The sequence below is a fragment of the Variovorax pasteuri genome (genome assembly GCF_051216435.1).
In the GTDB taxonomy this organism is placed as follows: Bacteria; Pseudomonadota; Gammaproteobacteria; order Burkholderiales; family Burkholderiaceae_C; genus Variovorax.
Window position 1 is genome coordinate 18,588 of the sequence record NZ_JBPJZS010000006.1, and the last position, 17,214, is coordinate 35,801.

General features: G+C 63.0%; 19 protein-coding genes. 8 read left to right on the forward strand and 11 right to left on the reverse strand.

Annotated elements, in window-relative coordinates; all coding sequences use genetic code 11:
- Position 1 precedes the first annotated feature (1 nt).
- The 3 genes from ACSFBM_RS21360 to ACSFBM_RS21370 are packed head-to-tail and all read left to right on the forward strand — an operon-like array spanning position 2 to position 2,956.
- Entirely contained in the window at positions 2-1,165 is a 1,164-nt protein-coding gene (locus tag ACSFBM_RS21360) for an acyl-CoA dehydrogenase family protein (protein ID WP_435486164.1), read from the forward strand.
- 19 nt (positions 1,166-1,184) lie between these two features.
- Positions 1,185-2,168: an acyl-CoA dehydrogenase family protein gene (locus ACSFBM_RS21365; protein WP_435486165.1), complete on the forward strand. Its 984-nt coding sequence runs from the start codon at positions 1,185-1,187 to the stop codon at positions 2,166-2,168.
- Positions 2,168-2,956 carry a crotonase/enoyl-CoA hydratase family protein gene (locus tag ACSFBM_RS21370; protein WP_435486166.1) on the forward strand — a complete coding sequence of 263 codons (789 nt, stop codon included), beginning with the start codon at positions 2,168-2,170 and terminating at the stop codon, positions 2,954-2,956. The genes ACSFBM_RS21365 and ACSFBM_RS21370 overlap by 1 nt, the downstream gene beginning before the upstream one ends.
- A gap of 66 nt (positions 2,957-3,022) precedes the next feature.
- On the opposite strand, the gene ACSFBM_RS21375 is transcribed toward ACSFBM_RS21370, so the two are convergent.
- From ACSFBM_RS21375 to ACSFBM_RS21390, 4 genes are read right to left on the reverse strand one after another with little or no spacing between them, the layout of a single operon-like run.
- On the reverse strand, positions 3,023-4,030 hold the full coding sequence (locus ACSFBM_RS21375; RefSeq protein WP_435486167.1) for an NAD(P)H-dependent flavin oxidoreductase: 1,008 nt from the start codon (positions 4,028-4,030) through the stop codon (positions 3,023-3,025).
- A gap of 4 nt (positions 4,031-4,034) precedes the next feature.
- Entirely contained in the window at positions 4,035-5,825 is a 1,791-nt protein-coding gene (locus ACSFBM_RS21380) for an acyl-CoA dehydrogenase (RefSeq protein ID WP_435486168.1), read from the reverse strand.
- Positions 5,826-5,828: 3 nt separating this feature from the next.
- A complete protein-coding gene (locus ACSFBM_RS21385) occupies positions 5,829-7,382 on the reverse strand; it encodes an acyl-CoA synthetase (RefSeq protein ID WP_435486169.1) in 1,554 nt (517 codons plus the stop codon).
- A 16-nt stretch (positions 7,383-7,398) separates the two neighbouring features.
- Positions 7,399-9,183: a long-chain fatty acid--CoA ligase gene (locus tag ACSFBM_RS21390; protein WP_435486170.1), complete on the reverse strand. Its 1,785-nt coding sequence runs from the start codon at positions 9,181-9,183 to the stop codon at positions 7,399-7,401.
- Between the two features lie 183 nt (positions 9,184-9,366).
- Here ACSFBM_RS21390 and ACSFBM_RS21395 point away from each other — a divergent pair, with 183 nt between their 5' ends.
- Together ACSFBM_RS21395 and ACSFBM_RS21400 are read left to right on the forward strand one after the other, a co-directional pair.
- Positions 9,367-9,996, forward strand: a complete 630-nt coding sequence (locus tag ACSFBM_RS21395) for a DUF2889 domain-containing protein (protein WP_435486171.1) — start codon at positions 9,367-9,369, stop codon at positions 9,994-9,996.
- Between the two features lie 223 nt (positions 9,997-10,219).
- The gene (locus ACSFBM_RS21400) at positions 10,220-10,516 is read left to right on the forward strand and encodes an IS3 family transposase (protein ID WP_435486172.1); all 297 of its coding nucleotides are present in this window, start codon (positions 10,220-10,222) and stop codon (positions 10,514-10,516) included.
- A 13-nt stretch (positions 10,517-10,529) separates the two neighbouring features.
- Here ACSFBM_RS21400 and ACSFBM_RS21405 read toward each other — a convergent pair whose 3' ends face one another.
- Positions 10,530-10,745, reverse strand: coding sequence for an integrase core domain-containing protein (locus tag ACSFBM_RS21405; RefSeq protein WP_435486173.1), 216 nt, complete (start codon positions 10,743-10,745; stop codon positions 10,530-10,532).
- A gap of 193 nt (positions 10,746-10,938) precedes the next feature.
- On the opposite strand from ACSFBM_RS21405, the gene ACSFBM_RS21410 reads away from it, so the two are divergent.
- Together ACSFBM_RS21410 and ribB are read left to right on the forward strand one after the other, a co-directional pair.
- Positions 10,939-11,319, forward strand: a complete 381-nt coding sequence (locus tag ACSFBM_RS21410) for an IclR family transcriptional regulator (RefSeq protein ID WP_435486174.1) — start codon at positions 10,939-10,941, stop codon at positions 11,317-11,319.
- The gene (ribB, locus tag ACSFBM_RS21415; RefSeq protein ID WP_435486175.1) at positions 11,316-11,927 is read left to right on the forward strand and encodes a 3,4-dihydroxy-2-butanone-4-phosphate synthase; all 612 of its coding nucleotides are present in this window, start codon (positions 11,316-11,318) and stop codon (positions 11,925-11,927) included. The genes ACSFBM_RS21410 and ribB overlap by 4 nt, the downstream gene beginning before the upstream one ends.
- A gap of 252 nt (positions 11,928-12,179) precedes the next feature.
- Here the strand turns inward: ribB and ACSFBM_RS21420 are convergent, their stop codons facing one another.
- The 6 genes from ACSFBM_RS21420 to ACSFBM_RS21445 are packed head-to-tail and all read right to left on the reverse strand — an operon-like array spanning position 12,180 to position 16,855.
- On the reverse strand, positions 12,180-13,076 hold the full coding sequence (locus tag ACSFBM_RS21420; RefSeq protein WP_435486176.1) for a DUF6216 family protein: 897 nt from the start codon (positions 13,074-13,076) through the stop codon (positions 12,180-12,182).
- A 52-nt stretch (positions 13,077-13,128) separates the two neighbouring features.
- Positions 13,129-13,884: a DUF6602 domain-containing protein gene (locus ACSFBM_RS21425; RefSeq protein ID WP_435486177.1), complete on the reverse strand. Its 756-nt coding sequence runs from the start codon at positions 13,882-13,884 to the stop codon at positions 13,129-13,131.
- A gap of 13 nt (positions 13,885-13,897) precedes the next feature.
- Positions 13,898-14,803 (reverse strand): CBASS oligonucleotide cyclase, encoded by a 906-nt coding sequence (locus tag ACSFBM_RS21430; protein ID WP_435486178.1) that lies wholly within the window; start codon positions 14,801-14,803, stop codon positions 13,898-13,900.
- Entirely contained in the window at positions 14,803-15,303 is a 501-nt protein-coding gene (locus ACSFBM_RS21435; protein WP_435486179.1) for an HORMA domain containing protein, read from the reverse strand. Before ACSFBM_RS21435 ends, ACSFBM_RS21430 begins: the two co-directional genes overlap by 1 nt.
- On the reverse strand, positions 15,300-15,773 hold the full coding sequence (locus ACSFBM_RS21440; RefSeq protein ID WP_435486180.1) for a hypothetical protein: 474 nt from the start codon (positions 15,771-15,773) through the stop codon (positions 15,300-15,302). Before ACSFBM_RS21440 ends, ACSFBM_RS21435 begins: the two co-directional genes overlap by 4 nt.
- Positions 15,770-16,855: an AAA family ATPase gene (locus ACSFBM_RS21445; RefSeq protein ID WP_435486181.1), complete on the reverse strand. Its 1,086-nt coding sequence runs from the start codon at positions 16,853-16,855 to the stop codon at positions 15,770-15,772. Before ACSFBM_RS21445 ends, ACSFBM_RS21440 begins: the two co-directional genes overlap by 4 nt.
- Here ACSFBM_RS21445 and ACSFBM_RS21450 point away from each other — a divergent pair.
- Complete coding sequence (locus ACSFBM_RS21450; protein ID WP_435486182.1) at positions 16,854-17,174, forward strand: helix-turn-helix domain-containing protein; 321 nt, start codon at positions 16,854-16,856, stop codon at positions 17,172-17,174. The genes ACSFBM_RS21445 and ACSFBM_RS21450 overlap by 2 nt on opposite strands.
- Positions 17,175-17,214: the final 40 nt, after the last annotated feature.

The following is a 17,214-nucleotide window of genomic DNA, read 5'->3' on the forward strand; positions in this document are numbered from 1 at the left end:
CATGAGCCAACTGCTCGAGGCCTTTCGCCTCGCCAGGCTTCCCGACGAGGCCGAAGCATTCCGCCACGAAGTGCGCGCCTTCCTGGCGACGAACCTGGAACCTGCGCCACCTGTCGTGCGTGCGCGCACATGGATGGCCTTCGATGCGGCGTTCAGCCGGCGGCTCGCGCAGCGCGGCTGGGTCGGCATCACCTTGCCCGCCTCTTATGGCGGCGCGGGGCTGGACGCCTTCCGCCGCTTCGTGCTCGTCGAAGAAATGCTCGCGGCCGGTGCGCCCGTGGCAGCCCATTGGATTGCCGACAGGCAAAGCGGCCCGCTGATCAACAAGTTCGGCACCGAGGCACAAAAAGACTTCTACCTGCCCCGCATCTGTCGTGGCGAAGCCTTCTTCTGCATCGGTATGAGCGAGCCCAACGCGGGCTCCGACCTAGCCAGCGTACGCACGCGTGCCACTCGCGTGGAAGGCGGCTGGCGCCTGACGGGCCGCAAGATCTGGACGACCAACGCGCAGCGCTCGCACTTCATGATTGCGCTGGTGCGTACCTCCGGCGCGCCGGAAGACCGGCAAGGCGGGTTGTCGCAATTGATCGTCGACCTCTCGCTGCCCGGCATCCAGATACGCCCCATCGTCGACCTGACGGGCGACGCACATTTCTCGGAAGTGAGCTTCGACGATGTCTTCCTCAAGGAGGACGCGCTGATCGGCGACGAAGGCAGCGGCTGGATGCAGGTGAACGCCGAGCTGGCCTTCGAACGCAGCGGACCCGAGAGGCTGTATTCGAGCGTGGTGCTGCTCGACACCTGGATGCAGAGCCTGCGCAAGACCGGCTTCACGCCGGCCGACGCCACGCTGCTTGGCAACTTCACCACCCAGCTCGCCACCTTGCGCAGCCTGTCGGTGGCCGTGAGCACCAAGCTGGCGCGCGGCGAAAGCCCCGTGGTCGAAGCGGCGCTGGTCAAGGACATCGGCACCGAGTTCGAGCAGGCCATCCCCGCCGCCATCGAAGCGGCCGTGGCGGCCGACCCGACGCGCGCGGCCGATGTCGATGCGGACCTACATCGCGCGATCGCCTACCTGAGCCAGATCTCGCCGACCTTCTCGCTGCGCGGCGGCACGCGCGAGATTCTGCGCGGCATGATCGCGCGCGGCCTGGGCCTGCGCTGAGCCACAAGGAGACAAGAACATGTTTACAGAAGCCATCGAGGCGATCCTCGTTGACCAGTGCACGCCAGCCACCATCCGGGCCATCGAGAACGGCGGTTCGGCCACAGCGCTTTGGGACGCGCTGGCCGAGAGCGGATTCCTTGAACTGATGGCGAGCGAGAAAGCCGGCGGCGCCGGGCTCGACCTGGACGCGGTCTTCCCCATCTTCGTGGCCTTCGGCCAGCATGCAGTGCCGGTGCCAGCGGCGCAGAGCATCGCGGCAAGAGCGCTGCTGGGAGACGTGGCAGCGCCGCAAGGCATGGTCACGCTCGCGGGCCATGCGCGGCGCGAGCACGACGGTTCGGTCAGCGCTGGCCACGTGGCGTTCGGTGCGATTGCCGACCATGTGCTGGCGAACATCGAAGGGCGGCTCGTGCTGCTCGACGGCGCACGCGCGCAACGCACGATGACCGGCATTCGCGGCAGCCTCAGCGCGTCGCTGCGCTGGGCCGGCGACGCGGTCGGTGCGCCGGTCGGCGACAACGGCGCGCAGGTCGCGGTGTTCAGCGCGGCACTGCACGCCGCCGCCATCGCAGGCGCCATGGAGCGCATGTTCTCGATGACGCTGGGCTACTGCAACGACCGCGTGCAGTTCGGCAAGGCCATCGGCAAGTTCCAGGCCGTCCAGCACCAGCTGGGCGTGATGGCCGAGCATGTCGCAAGCTCGGGCGTGGCGGCCGAATTGGCCTTTCGGGCCGGCGAAAAAATTCCGTCCCCACTCGCCGCCGCCACCGCGAAGGCGCGCACCAGTGCGTCTGTGCCGCTCGTTGCATCGACGGCGCATGCGCTGCACGGCGCCATCGGCGTCACCGAGGAGTTCGACCTCCAGCTCTACAGCCGCCGTTTGCACGAATGGCGCATGGCCGACGGCTCGGAGGCCTACTGGAACCGCATCGTCGGTGAAGCGCTGCTCGGCAACGCAACGCCCTCGGTCCTGCAATTCGTGATGGAGGAGATCCTTTGATGAGCAATTTTCTGAACTACGAGCAAGAAGGCCACATCGTCACCCTGACGATGAACGACCCCGAGCGCCGCAATCCCCTGACCGGCAACACGGCCGTGCCGGAATTATTGGCCGCCATCGACCGCATCCACGCCGATCATTCGGTGCGCGCGGTGATCCTGACCGGCGCGGGCTCAGCCTTTTCGTCGGGCGGCAACGTGCGCGACATGGGCCGCTACAGCGAAATGTCAGCGATGGAACTGCGCCGCGAATACCGCCTGGGCATCCAGAAGCTGCCGCTGGCGCTGTTCAACCTCGAGGTGCCGGTGATCGCGGCGGTGAACGGCCATGCCATCGGCGCGGGGCTCGACTTGGCCTGCATGTGCGACATCCGCGTGGCCGCTGAAGAGGCCAAGTTTGCCGAGAGCTTCGTCAAGCTGGGCATCATCCCCGGCGACGGCGGCGCATGGCTGCTGCCGCGCATCATCGGCCTGTCGCGTGCAACCGAGCTGACCTTGACCGGCCAGACCATCGACGCGCGCCAGGCCGCAGAGTGGAACCTGGTGTCGCGCGTGGTGCCGCGCGAGCAGCTGTTGCCCACGGCCCGCGCGATCGCCGAGCAGATCGCCGCCAACCCGCCTCACGCCGTGCGCCTGGCCAAGCGCCTGCTGCGCGAGGCGCTGCATTCGCGCCTCGATACGCTGCTGGAGATGTCGGCCGCCTTCCAGGTGATTTCGCATCAGACGGAAGATCACCACGAAGCCGTGGCCGCCTTCGTCGAGAAGCGAAAGCCGGAGTTTCGGGGCTGAGGTCTGTGGGCGTTGCTGCGCGGGTTGTGCGCGCGGCAACGGCACACGCACCGAGCCCACGCTGATCTACCGAACGACCTCGGGCTCGGCGACCTGTTGTCGCGCAAATGCACCTGCAGCTCGCGCGGCATCGCGCATCAGTCGCTCCACGATCCGTGCCGCCGGCACGATCTCGTCGGCAAAGGCTCCGCCCGGACCGAAGGAGACAATGCCGCCGTCCACATCGCCCTCGACATACACGCGCTGTCGCGTGCGCGAGGACAGGATCAGGTCACCAAATTCAGCATGGCTGCGCACGCCTTGCGCCTCCAGGCGGCGCACTTCGCGCGCAGTTTCGTTATGCAGCACGCGCCAGGTATCGCCGATCGATCCCAGGATGGCCGTCGAGCCCTCGGGCCCGGTCTCGACGATGCGTTGCTTCAGGGCCTCGTGGGCACGTATCTCTTGCGCCACCAGGAAGCGGCTGCCCATCACCACGCCGTCGGCGCCCAAAGCCAGGGCGGCGGCAACTTGCCGCCCGCTGCCGATGCCCCCGCCCAGCACCAGCGGCAGTTGAACCTGCTCCAGCGCGAAGGCGCCGTTGACGAACGCAGACAGCGGATTGGTGCCCGGGTGGCCGCCCTCCTCGCAACCGACCAATGCGATGGCGTCAACGCCCAGGCGCGCCGCGCTGTGGGCGTGGCGCACGCTCGGGCATTTGTGCATCAACAGACCGCCGCCGCGATGGATCGGCTCGACAAGCGACTCGGGCGAGTCGCCGGCACTCTCGAAATGACGAACACCCTCCTCCAATGCGATCTCGATCCAGCCTGGCACCTTCACGTTTGCGCCCGCGCGGCGCGACAGCGTCAGGTTGACGCCGAAGGCCTTGCCATCGGTCAGCGCACGACATCGGCGCAGGTCGGCACGAAAGTCGTCCAACACATCGAAGGACCGGGCCGTGATGAAGCCCATCGCGCCGGCGTTGACGACGGCCGCGACGATGTCCGACTGGCCCAGGTGGTGCATGCCTCCGAGCAGGATCGGATGGCGGATGCCGAACAGTTCAGTGATTCGTGTGCGAAAGATTGCCATGACGTCAGAACGCGTCGAGCGCGAGCGCCGTGACGCTCTCGGCGCCGTCGACGATGCTGTCGCGGATGCCCGGCGCCTTGTTGAGGATGTGCTCGGCGTAGAAGCGCGCGGTCGCGATCTTGGCGAGCATGAAGTCGGTGTCGAAGCTGCGCGAGGCGAGGTCCTCGGCAATGATCAGCGAGCGAGCGAGCTGCCATCCGGCCATCAGATTGCCCGCAAGCATCAGGTACGGCACGCTGCCTGCGAACACCGCGTTGGGCGAGGCCTTGGTCTGGCCCGCGACGAAGTCGACGACTTCGATGAAGGCTTCGCGCGCGGCCTTCAGGCGCTTGTGCACGGACGCGGCGGCGGGGCTGTCGCTCTTGGCCAGCTCGGCTTCGGTCTTCTCGATCTGCGCGGCGATGGCCTTGGCCGTCTGGCCGCCGTCGCGCGCGGTCTTGCGGCCCACGAGGTCGTTGGCCTGGATGGCGGTGGTGCCTTCGTAGATCGTGAGGATCTTCGCGTCGCGGTAGTACTGCGCCGCACCGGTCTCCTCGATGAAGCCCATGCCGCCGTGCACCTGCACGCCCAGCGAGGTCACCTCCAGGCTCATCTCGGTGCTGTAGCCCTTGACCAGCGGCACCATGAATTCGTAGAAGGCCTGGTTCTGCTTGCGTGCGTCGGCATCGGGGTGATGGTGCGCGGCATCGTAGGCAGCGGCGGCCACCGAGGCCATCGCGCGGCAGCCTTCGGTGTAGGCGCGCATCGTCATCAGCATGCGCTTGACGTCGGGGTGGTGAATGATGGGCGCGCTCGCGTTGATGGAGCCATCGACCGGGCGGCTCTGCACACGGTCTTTCGCGTAGGCCACGGCGTGCTGGTAGGCACGCTCCGCAATCGCGATGCCCTGCATGCCCACGGCGTAGCGGGCGGAGTTCATCATGATGAACATGTACTCGAGGCCGCGGTTTTCCTGGCCGACGATGTAGCCCACCGCGCCGCCGTGGTCGCCATACTGCAGCACGGCGGTGGGCGAGGCCTTGATGCCCATCTTGTGCTCGATGCTCACGCAGTGCACGTCGTTGCGGTCGCCCAGCGAACCATCCTGGCCGACCATGAACTTCGGCACCACGAACAGGCTGATGCCCTTTACGCCCTCGGGCGCGCCGGTCACGCGGGCCAGCACCAGGTGCACGATGTTCTCGGCCATGTCGTGCTCACCGTAGGTGATGAAGATCTTGGTGCCGAACACCTTGTAGGTGCCGTCGGGCTGCGGCTCCGCACGGCTGCGCACCATGGCCAGGTCGCTGCCGGCCTGCGGCTCGGTGAGGTTCATGGTGCCGGTCCACTGGCCGCTCACGAGCTTTTCGAGGTACACCGCCTTCAATTCGTCGGAGCCTGCGGTCAGCAGCGCCTCGATGGCGCCGTCGCTCAAGAGCGGGCACAGCGCAAAGCTCATGTTGGCCGAGTTGAGCATTTCGCCGCAGGCCGCGCCGATGGTCTTGGGAAGGCCCTGGCCGCCGAAGTCCGACGGATGCTGCAAGCCCTGCCAACCGCCCGACACGTACTGCGCAAAGGCGTCCTTGAAGCCCGGCGTGGTGGTGACCACGCCGTCCTTGAACGAGGAGGGGTTGCGGTCGCCGTCGATGTTCAGCGGCGCCACCACGTCCTGGTTGAAGCGGGCGCACTCCTCGAGCACCGCCTGCGCAGTTTCGAAGCCGGCGTCTTCGAAGCCCGGCAGCTTGGCGATTTCGCCGATGTTGGCCAGGTGTTCGATGTCGAACAGCATGTCCTTGAGGGGGGCGGTGTAGCTCATGGATCAGCTCACCTGGCGAGACTGCCCCGCCCAATGGGGCTCACGCAGTTCGCGCTTGAGCACCTTGCCCGCAGCGGACAGCGGCAACGCCTCGCGGAACTCGATGCTCTTGGGGCATTTGTAGCCCGCAATGGCGCTGCGGCAATGCGCATGTAGGTCCGCGTCGTCGAGCTGCGCGCCGGGCTTGCGCACCACCACTGCGTGCACCGCCTCGCCCCACTGGGCGTGCGGCACTGCGATGACGGCGCAGGCCTGAACGGCCGGATGCCGCGCGATCACGTTCTCGACCTCGGCCGAATACACGTTCTCGCCGCCGCTCACGATCATGTCCTTGAGGCGATCGACGATGAAGACGTGGCCGCCCGCGTCCATGCGGGCGCCATCGCCGGTGTAGAGCCATCCGTCGCGCAGGGCGCGCGCCGTTTCCTCCGGTTTGTTCCAATAGCCGAGCATGACATTCGACCCGCGCACGATGAGTTCACCTACTTCGCCACGAGGTAGCTCCCTGCCCCCCGCATCGACCACCTTCACGACCACCCCGAAGTTGGCCCGCCCCGCCGACCGTGACAGGCCTGACGCGCGGCCTCCGGCGCCGTGGTTCTGTGGCGGGTTCGAAGTCGCGCCACCAAGTTCGGTCATTCCATAGGAATGTGTGAAGGCGACGCCGGGCAGCAAAGCCATCGCGCGCTCAAGCACCGGCTCGGCAATCGGCGAGGCTCCATAGACTATGCGCTTCAAGCTGCCCAGGTCGAAGCAGTCGAATTCGGGGTGGGTGATGAGGGCCTGCAGCATGGTGGGCACCAGCAGCACGTCGGTAACGCGTTCGCGCTCGATGGTCTGTAGCACCTCGCGAGCGTCGAAGGCAGTGGCCAGCACGTGCGTTTCACCCGCGATGAACTGCACCAGCGCGCGGCCAATGCCGCCCATGTGAAACAGCGGTGCCACGTGCAGCGCGACGCTGCCGTCCGGCATCGGTGTCTGCGCAAAGCGCTGGATGCCGATGGACCACAAAGTCCAATGGCTGTGCATCACCCCTTTGGGATACCCGGTGGTGCCGCCTGTGTACAGGATGCAGGCCAGGTCGGTGCCGGCGCGGTCCGAATCCTCGATCGGCGCACTGGCTTCGATCAGCGCCTGGAGAGACGACATGCCTTCAGGCGCACGGCCCTCGCCAGCGTAGACGAAGACCGGTGCCCGTCTGGCGCTGGCCCGAATGCCTTCGACGCGATCGAGAAAGTGGTCGTCGACCATCAGGATGCCAGTGTCGCAGTCGTCCAGCGAATAGACAATCTCGGGCACGCTCCATCGCGTATTTACCGGATTGAGCACACCACCGCCCCACCAGACGCCCATCAGGACTTCGAGCCAACGGTCGGAGTTCACGCCCAGCATGCCCACTCGGTCGCCCGGCTTCATGCCGAGGGCATGCAACACGCCCGCTAGGCGCGCCACGCGGTCGCCGAATTCTCGAAAGCTCTGGCGCCGCTGGTAAAAGACGGTGGCAATCTGCTCGGGCGTGGCCTGGATCGAGCGCCGCAGTGCAAGTGTCATGGACATGGAGGCGTACTTTCGATCAGTGGGTGGGTGTGGCTTCTTCGGCTTCGGTCGCCTGCGCGACGCGGGCTTCCTGCTCCTGCAGTTCGCGCCAGGCGATCTTTCCGGTGGCGGACTTGGGCAGCGCATGGACGATCTGCACGAGGCGCGGTGCCTTGTACGCCGCCATGTGCTCGCGGCACCAGGCCACCAGGCTGGTGCTGTCCTCACGGCAGCCGTCGCGCAGCGCAACTACGGCCTTGACCGTTTCGCCGCGCCGTGCATCGGGCGCGGCAATCACGCAGGCTTCGAGGATCGACGGGTGCGTGTGCAACGTGGCCTCGACCTCGGCCGGCCAGACTTTGAAGCCCGAGGCATTGATCATCCGCTTCAGGCGGTCGCGCATGAAGACGTAGCCTTCTTCGTCCATGCTGGCGAGGTCGCCGGTGCGAAAGAAGCGTTTGCCGTCGCGTACGAAAAAGCTCTCGGCGTTGGCCTGCGCATGGTTCCAGTAGCCCAGCATGATCTGCGCGGCGTGCACCACGATCTCGCCGACCTCGCCTTGCGGCAGCGGCGCCAGTGTTTGCGGATCGACGATGCGCAGATCGACACCGAAGGTGGGCACGCCCAGGCAGCCCTTCTTGGGCTTGTGCATCGGGTTGGCACACAGGAAGTTGGCGCTTTCAGTCAGACCATAGCCTTCGACGTAGTCCAGCCCGTAGCGGTTCTTGAGAATGTCGTTCACATGCTGCGGCGTGGCCGCGCCTCCACCAGTGACCACTGCCAGGCTCGACAGGTCGCGCTGTTCGATGCCGGGCTGCGCGAAGAAGTCGACCAGCATGGCCGGCAGCGCGGCCCAGAAGCTCACCCGGTGGCGCTCGATCAGCAACGCCGCGGCCTCGCGGTCCCAGCGCGGCATCAGCACGATAGTGCCGCCCCAAAAGATGGCTGAATTGACGTTGTTTTGCAAGCCCAGCAAGTGGAACAGCGGCGCCACGGCGAGGTACACCGACGATGGATGGGTGCGGCGCCATAGCGAGGAACCGATGCAGGAAGTCATCACCGTGCGGTGCGTGTGCACGCACGCCTTGGGCTTGCCGGTGGTACCCGAGGTGTAGGGCAGCATGCACAGGTCGTCGGGGCCGGCGCGGTGGGGCGGCGGCGCGTGGTCCTGCGCCAGTGCGGTCTGCCAGGACGCGGCGGCCGGTGGCAGCGCGACATCGGCCATACGCGAGCGCACCCAGTCGGGCGGCGAAAGGACAAGGTCGCCGTCCTCATCGCCGAGCGCATCGCCGAGCGCATCGCCGTAGGCATGCACCACGAGGTGTCGCAGCGCGCCGGTGCCCACCAGGGGCGCTATGCGTTCAAGCAGTTCGCTGGCCACGAAGGCCACCACCGCGCCGCTGTCCTGCACGATGTGTTCGAGCTCCTCGCGCAGCAGCATGGCATTGACCGGCACGAAGACCGCGTCGGCGCGCAAGATGGCAAAGTAGGCCGCGATGAACTGCGGGCAGTTCTGACTGAACACGATCACGCGATCGCCGGGTGCCACCTGGCACCCACTTTGCAGGTAGCCTGCCATGGCTTCGACCTCGGACAGCAGTTCGGCGTAGCAGACGGCCTTTTCGAAGAACTGGATTGCCGTCTTGTCTGGATAGCGTTGAGCCGAGGTTCGGAGATTGAAAAAAAGACTGGTCTCGGGGATGTGTACCTCGCTCGGTAGGCCGCCGCGGGCGCGAGCTAGTTCGATACGCAAGGCGCCGCTGGGGCGCTCGATCACGCCTGTCGGCGCTGGGAAAGGGTGTGTTGCGCTGAGTTCCTGCATGGGGTCTCCGAATCTGCTTCGTCTCTTGGATAACCAGTAGAACGCACGCCCTCGAACTCACGGCCACCCCGATTGGGTGGCCGTACGGGCTTGGAGGGGGCGTAGACCACCCACCCCGGGTAGTGCTCACGCGGCGCGACCGGTGGAGCATGTGTTTTCCATTGCACCGGATACCTACGAACCATGGATTGCCCCACAACACCTACCCCCACGCGTCGCCTGCTCCACACGCGAGATATCGTCTGCCACGGGTTCCTGCGAGATGACGGCTTGGTCGATGTCGAGAGCACAATGCGGGACATCTCGCCGGGCGGTTCCGACCTGTTCTTTAAGCGACTCGGCGCCGGCGAAGATTTGCACCGCATGAGTATTTGCCTGACGGTGGATTCCGAGCTGCTCATTCGTGGGATACAGGTTCGCACTGAAGCAGCGCCAACTCCTTGGTGCGCCGATGGCAATACCGTCTATGAAAGCCTGATCGGACTGCGAATCGGCCCTGGTTTTACAAAGAGGATCCGCGCGCTTGTGGGCGGCGCCCGGGGCTGCACCCATCTCACAGAACTGATGGGGCCAGCCGCGACTACTGCCATGCAAACCCTTTTTTCCCTTGGCCGGGAAAGCGGCGGCATGCGCTCTGTGCATGCGAAGCGCGGGACGCTTCCCCAACCCGCGCTTCTGAACACCTGCCAAGCCTACCGTGCGGACGGAGAAGCGCTTGAAGCAATCTGGCCTATGCACAGGCGCGCGCAGGCACCGCAGGCCTGCACTGAAGGTCACTCCCAACCAAAACCGTCAGATCAAAAACTTTCATGAAATTTTGCGCACTGAAGGTCCGGTCTCCTTTTGCAAGCTCGTCCGATTCCGCCGCTACGTCTAAGACAGTTGGCGATCTTGCGTAATGCGTTGAAGGTGCTTAAACGCTCTTGCTGTTGGATCACCGATCTCTGACGTCACCGGCCGAAGCCTGCTCCATTCGACGGGGGTACCAAGTGATCGATCTTCTGCGAAGCACGTTCTACTACCGGTTTTGACGGCAGTGGGCGAAGATCTGGGAGACGCGCGGCTCGCCGAGTTGATTGGGTCCATCCAGGACGAGGTGCCAGGTTACGGCTACCGGCGCGTCACACACGAACTGCGCCGCCGCGGCCACGTGGTCAATCAAAAGCGGGGCGCACGCGTGATGAGGGCACAAGGCGTGAGCATCAAGCTTCGCAGCGCGCTTAAGTCGGGCATCGGCAAGGTCGGAACGTTGGTCGACTGCGTCAATGCCGCCTTGCGATCGTCAGCGCGCCACTTGTGCAGCTCGTCTGGGAAGCCGCATTCGAACGGCTAAGTGTCGAGTTGCACTAGGCCGCCAGCCGGAAAGCTGGAGGCCTGTAGCCCAAGACGGAGTGCGGCCTCCTGGCGCTGCATAGCTCAGGAACGCAGGCAACAGTTGCGCGTTTTGCTGCTGGGCCCAAGCGCGGCCATCGGCCGACTCGCAGCCATGTCTGGATGACTCGCTCAGCCTTGCCATTATTCTGTGGGCGGTAGGGCTTGGTGAAGGAGTGTTTGATGCCCAAGGCTGGGCAAGTCCTGGCGAACAGCTGACGCTAGGCCAGTACGTTGGTAAGCGCACGGTGAAGTCATCTTGATTGCCTGAGAGTCGGCAGGCATCGTGTCCGCGATGAATGATGTGGACGCAATAGATGGTGTGGTTAAGCGGGCGACCCGTCGCAAGCACAGTGCGCGGTTCAAGGCTGAGGTCCTTGAGGCGTGCCAGCAGCCGGATGCTTCTGCCGCGGCGATCGCGAGGCTGTACAACCTGAATGCGAATGTGGTGTATCGACCGCCACTCACAGCAGCATCGCGGAGCGCCGCGCCGCTTTCGATGCGACGATCATCGAGACGCGCAACCACCGACTGGCGCGAGCCATCGGCTCGACGCCTTCACCGATCCACCAGATTGCCGTCAATGCTTTCAGCGCACCAATCAGAAATGCCGAGGGGCAAATGGTCATGGCGCTGTCGGTGACATCTAACGCCGACCGATTGACACCAGACTGGGGCGGTGCCGTTCCACGCCAACTGAACCTCGCGGCAGCCGAAATCTCAGCGCAAATTTCCTTTGCACAACCCAGTTCGGAGGCTGCATGAAAGCAAACCAGCTACAACAGCCTTTCACGGAAACCGTGGCGCTTGAGTACGTCTTCGATGAAGTCGAGACAGCGATCGCCGCCGTCGCGCGCGGCGAGTTCGTACTCGTGGTTGACGATGAACACAGGGAGAACGAAGGCGAACTCATCATCGCCGCTGATGCGGTGACGCCTGCGCACTTGGCATTCATGGTGCGCCACACCAGCGGCATCGTGTGCATCTCGCTGCCAGGCGAGGTTCTTGATCGACTTGCACTGCCGCTGATGGTGCAGGACAACCGGGAATCCCATCAGACGGCCTTTACCGTCAGCGTGGACTGCCGCGAAGGCATCACCACAGGGGTGTCTGCTGGCGATCGGGCATTCACGCTGCGTAACTTAGCCGACCCTGGTTCGGTTTCGACAAACTTCGTTCGTCCAGGGCATATTTTCCCGCTGCGCAGCAAGGCGGGCGGCGTGCTCGAACGGCCCGGTCATACGGAGGCCGCGCTCGATCTGACGAGGCTCGCGGGTCGCTCGCCGGGTGGGGTGTTCTGCGAGCTTGTCAATGACGAGGCACCATGGCGCGCCGACCAGAAATCTTTCGGTTCGCCGCGCAACATGGTCTGACGACGATCTCGATACGACAGCTGATCGAACATCGCATTCGCAGTGAACGGCCGTAGATTTGGATCCATTCGCATTCTTCGACGTTGCTTACATGTCTGTTGAGAAACTGAGCGCCGATATCCTTCGCACGCAGAAAGCCTTAACGGGTCCAGCTTCAAGGGCAAGACAAGCCTAGATCGTCGACCCTTTGCCGCGCTATCGGCGCGCCAAGCGCGCATGTTCAGCCTCCCGCCTCGGGGCCCTTCTATAAATTCATGAGTGGCCCATCGGCAACAGAGATTCCTGATCAAGACCTGAGCTTGCCGACGATGCATTCTGAGAATCACCCGACGGCAAAGGATCGGCCTTTTCTGCCAGCGCCTTCTGGAGCCGGTAAGTTGCTCTCAATTCTTGAACCGTCCAGAAGAATATAGTGGCGGCAGCCAAGACGACCAAAAGAAAACTACCAAGGAGCCAGCGTTGCGCGCGAAGGCCGTCGTTCAGGAACTTGGCGGTTGCGCTGCTCTCGGCTTCGTCGATAAAGGCTGTGCAAATAAATCTTTGATCAGCGACCGAAAATCCTAGAGGGTTGGCTTCTGGCGGCGTCCCTTTCTGACATGAGGCTTTGGTAACCACAGGTCCTTGCGGAAACAGCGGCGTCGCCGTATCTCGGTTGACCAGGAAGTACCTTTTGCTCTCCTTGAATTGCGCCAGCACAGAGTTGCCCGATGCAAACGCAAGCAGCACCACGGCCAGCATGCCAAGAGTCACGACGGCGAAAGCCAGCACCTTCGTTCTTCGCGGCGAGGGGAGCTTCTTGCGAATCTCGCAAAGCTTGAAGTCAAAATAGTAACCACAGGCACCGATCGCGGGCACCGACACGTTGCGTGCTTTCGCCCAATGAATAATCCTGTGCGCTTGCGCGGGCAAGTCCACGAGAATGTTGTATCTGGTACGAAACGCCGCCACCACAGTCTCTTCATCTATGTGCTGCCTGAAGACTGGATCGTCGATCTCCCGTGGGCTGAACACGAGTTGCCAGAGCCGGTACCTTAGAAAGGTATGCGTGGATCGCGTTCGAGAAACAGTCGCGATCAACGCAATAACAGGGAAGAGCACGCCGATAAGCTTAGCGAGCTCAGACAGCGCTGGTATCGAGATGGGTTGCATTCTTCCTCTTACTGGAAATTGTCGTTTTTGAAGGGTGCTGTTGGTCGGATCGTCACTCGACAATCTTGGCGTACTCGCGCCAGTCGATTGCGGGCACGGTACCGAGACCTTGCAGGTGCGATAGCAACCTGAAAAGAAAGTGAATTAGGCCGCACTCCGCAGGGACGACCTTCAAGCTGCCGTCAAACCAGTCAAATGCACCGTGGTCCAGTGCGCACCCACAATCGAGACGTTGATCGAGAGCCGTAGAGAGATTTCCGGTGAACGATTTGCCTAGCCCGTCGGCCCACGAGGCCTCAGGCGCCAACAGCCCGGCGGCGATCCGGAAAGGGATCTTCGGCGCGTACATGCCGCCGGCATGCGCGATGCCGACCGAGGTTCGGTGGAGTTCGCGAACGGACTTCGCTTTGGCTTGTGCATATTCGATGAGTCCTTTGTCGAACGTCGGCTTGCACTCGAACACGGCGTAGACAGCCTCGGCAGGGACCAAGCGATGGTTCGCTTGGTCCAGCAGCACGGGCGTGAAATGGCGGTCGAAGATGACCACGTCCATTTGATCGCTTCTGTTACCCCGGCTGTCGATGACGATGGCCTGCTCCACCTCGTAACGATCTGGGAGGTACGCTCGCAAGACCGCGATCCAATTCCCTTCGTTGACCGACCCCATGGTGCCGGCGTGCGAGATGGACTGGCTACCCAGACCTAAATCCACCCGAAGTCTGCTCTGCACCATGGAAAACGATTTCCGCATCCAGGTTGAGTCGTCGGGCCCTGCTTGGAGGGCGGTCGGTACTGTCGACATGTTCATTGACTGTTCTCCATCAGGACAACGGAAACTTTGTGCCGAATAGCGCGCGCCAGGCTTTGAGAGCCTCTCCGGTCTGCCCGCGTTTGACCAGTTGGATGGCATTGGTCGCATCCGTGCTGGCTTGCTGCAGCAACTTCTTGGCGCGCTCTTTGCGGGCCTGATCCATCCCGTTGCTGATGGGCTCGCCCAAGCCCGCCGGATCCGGCCACTCCTCGTCCACGCGGTCGGCCAGCGTTGAAAAAAGCGCCTGGATCTCGTAGTCGAAGCGGCCTTGCCAACCCCCATGCAGACATTCGAGTGCCATCACCTCAAGCAGGAACGATGGCTTGACTGGCTTGTCCGTGCCATGCCGCGGGTTGTTGTTCCAGTACTTGACCATGCGCACCAGCCCTTTCCATTCGGTCGAAAACGCCTGGTGTGCATCTGTTGCTTTCTGTGCGTGGATCTGCGGGTTGGTCAGGATCCACTTGCTTGTGTCCGCACAAGGGATCTCGTAGTTGTCGCCTGCGACGAACGCTGGAACGACATCGACGCTGACGATCCGGTAGTCGGTGTTGTCTTCCGCATCGATATGCACGCCGAAATCGACGTTGATGGAACGGCCCTGTCGGCGAACACTGTTGGTTCCATACTTGTCGACGAGAGCCGTGTGGAAGTCGTCCAGCACGACGTTGGGCGCCTTCTCGCGGTATTTGGATCTCTCTGACTCCTTCAGCACGAAGAAGATGTCGATGTCTTTGAGCGGCTTGGTCTTCGTGTATCGCGCATACGACCCCGTCAAAAAGTCGCGATCAATGCAGAAGCGTTCACGCATGTGCTCGCGGACCTCTGTATGCCGCTTGATCGCGTTCTGTCGCTCACGCTCATTAAGTTCAAGGCGGCTTTTGAATTTTCTGAAAGCTTCATCTGTCGTCAACATTACCTTGCCCTCCAGTACGCGGCACTCCCCGCCAATCCGTTGTGCTCGACCGTCGAGCCCAGGCTGTGGCGAGTGAAACCTTCGGTTGAAATGAACGTGGTGTCGGACCAGCCAGCCACGTTGGGACTTCCCGGCTTGACCTTGAGTACCAACCGGTAATCGGCCGCCTCCGGTGCGAGACCCGCCTTCTTGATGCTGTACCGAAGCTGGTCCGTGTCTACCCAGAAGTGGCCGTCGCCGGATGACCATCCGTACACGATGTCGATGTCCCACCGGGTTGCAAGCTTGCCCGTCAGCGGGTGGTACACCTCGAGCACCACCTTCTCCAGATCTTCGGAGGCCAGCCAAGTGCTGGTCGCCGCTTGGTAGTGTTGCCAGCGGCCGACCAGCTTCTCCGGGTTCATGCCGCTCAGGCGGATGATGTCCTTCAGGCTCTTCAAGATGTTGTCGGCGACATACGTCACGGATTGGGTGCGCGAGTAGGATGCAACGGTGGTCATGATTTGAAGAAGCTTTCCAGGTTGAGCACCGGTGCAGCAACAGCCGATGCAGTCTTGCTGTCAGCCGAAATGCCGTCGACTAGGTCGCGCGCAACGATGCGCTTGGTCAGCCGACCCAGTGCCTGGGAGACCCAATCGAGATCTTCTTGCGCGCAGGGCAGAGACACCTGCCAATCGCCCTTCAGCGGCTCGTACCCGAGCTTGGCCTCGCCAGTCCCCGAGTCGTCCAGCGAATCGTCGTCGTACAAGCAGTAGATGCGCGTGCGCGGACCGTCGCATGTGACCACGATGGGCGCATCCTTCGCGGCCTGATCGGCAATCAAGCTGCTCGCGATGCCTGCAATGGACAGCAACTCCGCCTCTCGATCACCGCCTTGGCCCTGAGTAAGGAGCGCGACGATCGCAGTCCATGTCGCCATCGCATCGCGCGAGGGGACGCTGCGAAAATCTCTGCGAACGACGGTGGTCATGCTGCGGCCCCCTTGTCGGCGACGCGATGCCGCCGAGCGCTGGCGGCGGCCGCCAACAAGTCCTTCATCTCCAGTTGGTTAGGGTCGACTGCGGTTTCCTTGCGCATGGCGAGCGCATTGATCACCAGCTTTCGAATTGCGCGACCATCCATTCCTACGCAGGCTGTCGCAAGCTTTGCCATGCCGGCCGATTCCACCAGGCTTGCCACTGCGGGGTAGGTCTGAGACAGGCCACCCAGACAATGGGTCAGGATGGTTCGGAGTGCCTGGGCGTCGGGGAGCGGCACTTCGAGCACGAGGTCGCAGCGCGATGTGAAAGCTGCATCGACGGCCTGCGGGAAATTGCTCGTCGCAACGAAGAGCAGATTCGGATGGCTTTCCGCCAGCAGGTCCAACTGCACCAGCACCGCATCAGTCGCCCGGTGGATGTCGATCGGATTGGCCTCGAGGCTCATCTTGGAGCGGTCAGCGGCCAAGGTTTCCACTTCGTCCAGCAAGACGATGGTGCGGCCGGTGCTCGCGTGCTCGGCCACGGTTTGCGAGAAAAGGTCGGCAACGGCGCGTTGCGTCTTGCCCATCGCGGAACTGGTCAGCGCATGTGGATCAACTTCGAGCAGCTTGAAGTCTTTCGTGCCCATGACACCTGCGACGCGACTGGCCAAGCCGCGAGCCAGAGAGGTTTTTCCGGTGCCTGGGGGGCCCACCAGCAGGATGACACCGTGCAACGGAAGCACGGTCCGCTCGACCTTGCCGCGGACGGTGAAGTTCAGCAGCGCTTGTGCCAAGAGCTGGGTCTTGACGGTCTCTTCAACGATGATCGATTCCCAGAGATCGTCAAGAGACTGAGCGGGCAATTGCCGGATCGCGTTGATGCCCTTGGGAAGGTCAACGATGTCGGCCGAATGGGCGGCAGGCGCCTTGGAAACCATCTTCATGCAAACCCTTGTAGCTGATGATGCGCCATATGCTAACGCCATGTTCGCTATACCGAACACGAAGACCACAAGAAAGTTCGGAATAGCGAATGACAAGTTCGATGAAATGCCATAATCTGAGGCTTCGTCATAAAGAGGAATGCCCATGGCTTCAAAACTTGGTGACAAGCTGAAGATCTACCGAACGAAGAAGGGTCTGACGCTGGATGCGTTAGCCGCAGCAGCCGGCATGAGCAAGAGCTACCTGTGGGAGCTCGAGAACCGCGAATCGCTTCACCCCTCCGCAGAGAAGCTTCAAGCCATCGCCGCCGTGCTTGGCGTCGACATGGCCTTTTTTGTCGACGATTCGGTCAAGCAGCCGAAGCAAGAGCATCTGGACGATGCTTTTTTTCGCGACTACAACAAGCTGGATGCCTCCGCCAAGGAGCAATTGCATCAGATCCTAGAGACATTCAAGAAAAAGTAGGCCGGCGCGATGCACGCTTTTCCTGAAACACCCCCGGCCG